This window comes from uncultured Aquincola sp., assembly GCF_964001545.1.
Taxonomy (GTDB): domain Bacteria; phylum Pseudomonadota; class Gammaproteobacteria; order Burkholderiales; family Burkholderiaceae_C; genus Aquincola.
Genome location: NZ_CAXFDV010000394.1, coordinates 1 through 4793 on the forward strand (window position 1 = coordinate 1; position 4793 = coordinate 4793).

Below are 4793 nucleotides of genomic sequence, written 5' to 3' on the forward strand. Positions count from 1 at the left end.
CTGGGCGTCGCGCCACAGGCGCAGGGCCTCGTCGCGCTCGCCCTGCGCCCACAGCACTTCGCCCAGGTGGGCGGCGATCTCGGGGTCGGGTCGGGCGCTGTAGGCCTGGCGCAGCAGGCGCAGCGCTTCTTCGCGGTTGCCCAGGCGGAATTCCACCCAGCCCAGGCTGTCGGTGATGAAGGGGTCGCCCGGCGACAGCGACAGCGCCTTGGCGATCAGGTCGCGCGCCTCGGGCAGGCGCTGGTTGCGATCGGCCAGCGCATAGCCCAGCGCGTTGTAGGCATGCGCATGGTCGGGCTTGAGCTGGATCACCCGCCGCAGCAGCTGTTCCATTTCGGCCGGCTTGTTGATCTTCTCGGCCATCATGGCCTGCTCGTACAGCAGCGTGGCGTCTTCGGGCTGGCGGGCGGTGGCGGCGGCCAGCACGTCGTGCGCGGCCTGCCATTGCCTGACCTCGCGCAGCATCTGCGATTCGGCCATCAGCTTGGCGCGGGCGTCGTCCGGGCTGCGTTCGGGGATCGCCTGGATCATCGCGCGCGCTTCGGCGACGCGGCCCTGGCGGGCCACCAGCATCGCGCGGCGGGCCTGCACTTCCAGGGCGCGCTGCGGGCTGTCGATCTTGCCCAGCCAGGCATCGGCCGCCTTCAGGTCGCCGCGCTGTTCGGCCGCCTGGGCGAGCAGCAGCCAGGCCTGCGCCAGGTCGGCCTGGGCATCGGTGCCTTGGGCATCGTCGCCATCGGCGTCTTCGGCGGGGCTGGAGGCTGCCGTGGCAGGCGCTTGCGCAGCCGCCTGGCGCAGGCTGATGAAGCGCTGGATCGAGGCCTCGGCCTGCTGCGGCTGGCGCAGCTCCAGCTGCAGCGCCCCCAGCGTGAGCCAGGGGCCGGGCTGGTCAGGCTGCGACTGGGTGACGATGTCCAGCTGGCGGGCGGCGTCGGCGTAACGCTGCGCGCTGCTCAGCACGCGCACATAGGCCAGCCGCACCGCGGGTTCGGCCTTGGGCTGGTTGAGGTAGTTCTCGACCAGGCGCTGCGCGTCGGGCTGCGTGGGCATCAGCTCCAGCGCCAGCAGCGCCGGGCCGGGGAAGCTGGGGTCGTCCACCTGGGCTCGGCGTGCCAGGGTCAGGGCCTTGCCGGTGTCGCCCGCGGCCAGCCAGGCCCGCGCCAACGCCACGCGGGCCGAGGCGCGGGTGCCGGTGGTTTCCAGATAGGGCGCCAGCACCTGCTCGAACAGGTCGACCACCTGCTTGCGGTCGGTGCTGCGCTGGAAAAAGCGCGGCAGCGAAGAGATGAGCCCCGGCTGCTCGACCACCGGCGTCTGCGCCAGCAGCTCGCGCAGCGGCTCTGCCACTTCGGGCACGCGGTTCAGCGCCATCAGCAGCTGCACCTGGTAGCGCAGCGGCTCGGCCGAATCGGGCGCGGCGATGCGCCAGGCCTTGGCCGCGGACAAGGCCTGGTCGCCGGCGCGGGCCTGCAGCGCGATCTCGACCGCGCGCTTGAACAGCTGCTCGTCGCGTGCGCGGCGGGCGGCGTCCAGCATCACCTGGTAGGCGGTGCCGGCTTCGCCGTTGCGCAGCTCGATCTCGCCGATTAGCAGTTGATAGAACAGCGGCGCATCGAGCGCCGAGTTGTCGGGGGCCGAAGCGGCGGCCGCAGCGGGCAGGGCGGCCTGGGCGGCCGGTGAAGGGCTTTGCGCGTGAACGACGCCCGCGGCCAGCATTGCTGCGGCTAGCGCGTGGCGGGTTGCGGCGCGCCACCGCGGAGAGAGGGCAAGCATCGCGACTCCTTGAGCCGTTGGATTCTAGACATGGCCGTGTCAACGGCTGGTGAAGCGCTGGCGCTCCACAATCGGTGCATGTTCCTGCAAGAAAACATGGCATGGGCCATGGCCAGCAGCCGCCATGCCTGAGATGCCGGAAGTGGAAACCACGCGCCGCAGTTTTGCCGACCGCATTGCCGGCGCCCGGGTCGAGCGATTGCTGATGGGCGCGCCGCTGCGCTGGCCGCTGGGCCGTGAGCCGGACGAGCTGGTGGGTGCCACGGTGGGCGACACCGTGCGCCGCGGCAAGTACCTGTGGCTGCCGCTGCAGCTGCCGGCCGAGCCTTCGGGCGGGCTGCTGCTGCACCTGGGCATGTCGGGCTCGCTGGCTTTGCTGCCGGCACCGGCGCGCGAGGCCGGCAAGCACGACCACTTCGAGCTGCACACCAGCCACGGCGTGCTGCGCCTGACCGACCCGCGGCGCTTCGGCGCCGTGGTGTGGTCGCCGGCCATCGACGCCGGCATGGCCGCCAAGCTGCTGGCCACACTGGGCCATGAGCCCTTTGACGAGGCGCTGACGCCAGCGCTGTTCCATGCCGCGCTGCAACGCCGCCGTGCGCCGATCAAGGCCGCCCTGCTGGCGGGCGACATCATCGTGGGCGCCGGGAACATCTATGCCTGCGAGGCGCTGTTCGACGCCCGCATCGACCCGCGCACGCCGGCCGATCGCATCAGCCGGCCGCGTGCGGCGCGTTTGCTGGCGGCGGTGCGCGAGGTGCTGAGCCGCGCGCTGGCCCTGGGCGGCAGCACCTTGAGGGATTTTCGCGACGCCCACGGCATGGACGGCCAGTTCCAGTTGCAAGCGCGTGTGTACGGCCGTGAAGGCTTGCCCTGCCCCAACTGCGGCGCGCCGGTGCGCCGCATGGTGCAGGCGCAGCGCAGCACCTTCTGGTGCGCGGTGTGCCAGAAACGCTAGCCTGCAGCCGCGCCCAGGCGGCGTTGCGCCGTAGCAAGCGGTAGCCATCGTCTTGCGGCAGACACACCTGGGCGCGCTAGCATTCCTCTCAGTTCTGCTGCAGCCGCCAAAGCTTGATGGAGTTCACCTTTGCCCACCACCTGGACGCCTTGGCCGACTGGCGCGAGGACGCCGCTCGCCAGGTGGCGGCATTCCAGCAGACCCTGAGTAGCCATGAGCTGCTGGACGACAGCCTGCTGCAGCTGCTGGACACGCTGCGGCAGCGCCTGGCCAGCGAACAGCTGGTGGTGGCCTTCGTCGCCGAGTTCTCGCGCGGCAAGTCCGAGCTGATCAACGCCATCTTCTTTGCCGACACCGGCCGCCGCATGCTGCCGGCCACGCCAGGCCGCACCACCATGTGCCCGGTGGAGCTGGGCCACGACGACGCGCTGCCGCCCCTGCTGGCGCTGCTGCCCATCGAAACCCGCCTCGAAGCCGCCACGCTGGCGGAGCTGCGGGCGCAGTCGGGCCGCTGGAAGCGGCTGCGGCTGGACGTCAACGACCCCGACCGGGTGGCGCAGGCGCTCAAGGAGCTCACGCGCACCAAGACCGTGTCGCTCGACGAGGCCCGCGCGCTGGGCCTGGTGCAGCCCGACCGGGCGGGCGCCGGCAATGGCGCGCCACAGCGCCCCGACGGCCTGGTGGAGGTGCCGGTGTGGCGCCATGCGGTGCTCAACTATCCGCATCCGCTGCTGCGCCGGGGCCTGGTGGTGCTGGACACGCCGGGCCTGAATGCGGTGGGCGCCGAGCCCGAGCTGACGCTGTCGCTGCTGCCCACGGCGCATGCGGTGGTCTTCGTCGTCGGCGCCGACACGGGTGTCACCCAGTCGGAGCTGGCCGTGTGGCACGACCACCTGGGCGACCATGGACCGGCCCGCTATGTGGCACTGAACAAGATCGACACCCTGGCCGACCCGCTGTTGACACCCGCCGAGGTGCAGGCCCAGGTCGATGGCCAGTGTGCGTCGGTGGCGGCCATGCTGGGCCTGCCGCCGTCGGCGGTGCACCCGGTGTCGGCACGCCAGGCGCTGGTGGCACGCATCGCCAACGGCGGGCTGGCCGATGTCGCGGCCAGCGCCACCGGCGGCCTGGCGGCCCTGGAAGACGCCCTGGTGGCCCAGCTGCTGCCGCGCCGCCGCCAGGTGCTGGCCGAGATGGTGTTGAGCGGCACGGCCACCGTGCAGGCCCAGGCCGCGCGCCAGGTGGCCGACCAGCGCCGCCAGCTGCATGAGCAGCTGACCGAACTGCAGGACGTGCGAGGCAAGAACGCCAGCAAGGTGCAGCGCACGCTGGAGCGCCTGGGCGCCGAGGCGCAGGACTTCGAGCGCTGCACCGGCCGGCTGGCTGCGCTGCGGTCGGTGCACGGCCGGCTGGTGGGCGATGCGGTGCAGCTGCTGTCGGCCGCGCAGCTGCGCGACGACGTGTCGCGCATGCAGCTGGAGTCCGCCGGCCGGCTGCTCAAGCTGGGCACGCGCAAGGCGTTCGGCCAGCTGTGCGTGCGCCTGCGTCAGCGGCTGGAACAGGCCGCCGCGCTGGGGGCCGAAGCGCAGGCCATGCTCACCGCCAGCTACCAGCAGCTCAACACCGACTTCGGTTTTGCGCTGGCCTGCAGCCCCGCCCCCACGCATGCCCGTGCGCTGGGCGAGATCGACCTGATCGAGCGCAACTATGGCCGCTACCTGGGGCTGCCCTACGCGCTGCGCCTGGGCGACGACCGGCAGAAGGAGCAGTTCCGCCGCATGCTGGTGAGCAAGCTGGAAGCGGTGTTCGAGCATGCAACGCACGAAACCGAGCGCTGGAGCCAGTCGCTGGCGGTGCAGGTGGAGGTGCAGCTACGCGACCGCCGCCGCGGTTTCCAGCGCCGGCGCGAGACGCTGGAGCGGGCGCATAGCGCTGCTGGCGATCTGTCGCGGCGCATCGAGGAACTGCAGGCCCAGCACCGCCACTGGGAAGCCGTGGGCGAGCAGCTGCAGGCGCAGGCCACCAGCCTGCGGGCGCTGATGCTCAACGAAACGGTGTCGGA

General features: G+C 71.9%; 3 protein-coding genes. 2 read left to right on the forward strand and 1 reads right to left on the reverse strand.

All coding sequences use genetic code 11. The features are described from left to right. Positions 1 to 1716, reverse strand: a 1716-nt coding sequence (locus ABNT58_RS13620) for a tetratricopeptide repeat protein (RefSeq protein ID WP_348754010.1), incomplete at its 3' end; no start/stop codon positions are given. A 181-nt stretch (positions 1717 to 1897) separates the two neighbouring features. Here ABNT58_RS13620 and mutM point away from each other — a divergent pair. Then, a complete protein-coding gene (gene mutM / locus ABNT58_RS13625) occupies positions 1898 to 2731 on the forward strand; it encodes a bifunctional DNA-formamidopyrimidine glycosylase/DNA-(apurinic or apyrimidinic site) lyase (RefSeq protein ID WP_348754011.1) in 834 nt (277 codons plus the stop codon). 116 nt (positions 2732 to 2847) lie between these two features. Beyond that, a partial coding sequence (locus ABNT58_RS13630; RefSeq protein ID WP_348754012.1) for a dynamin family protein occupies positions 2848 to 4793 on the forward strand: 1946 nt, incomplete at its 3' end.

Coding starts and splice junctions, on each gene's coding strand:
- mutM (WP_348754011.1), top strand. CDS start 1,898: ATGCCTGAGATGCCGGAAGTGGAAACCACGCGCCGCAGTTTTGCCGAC.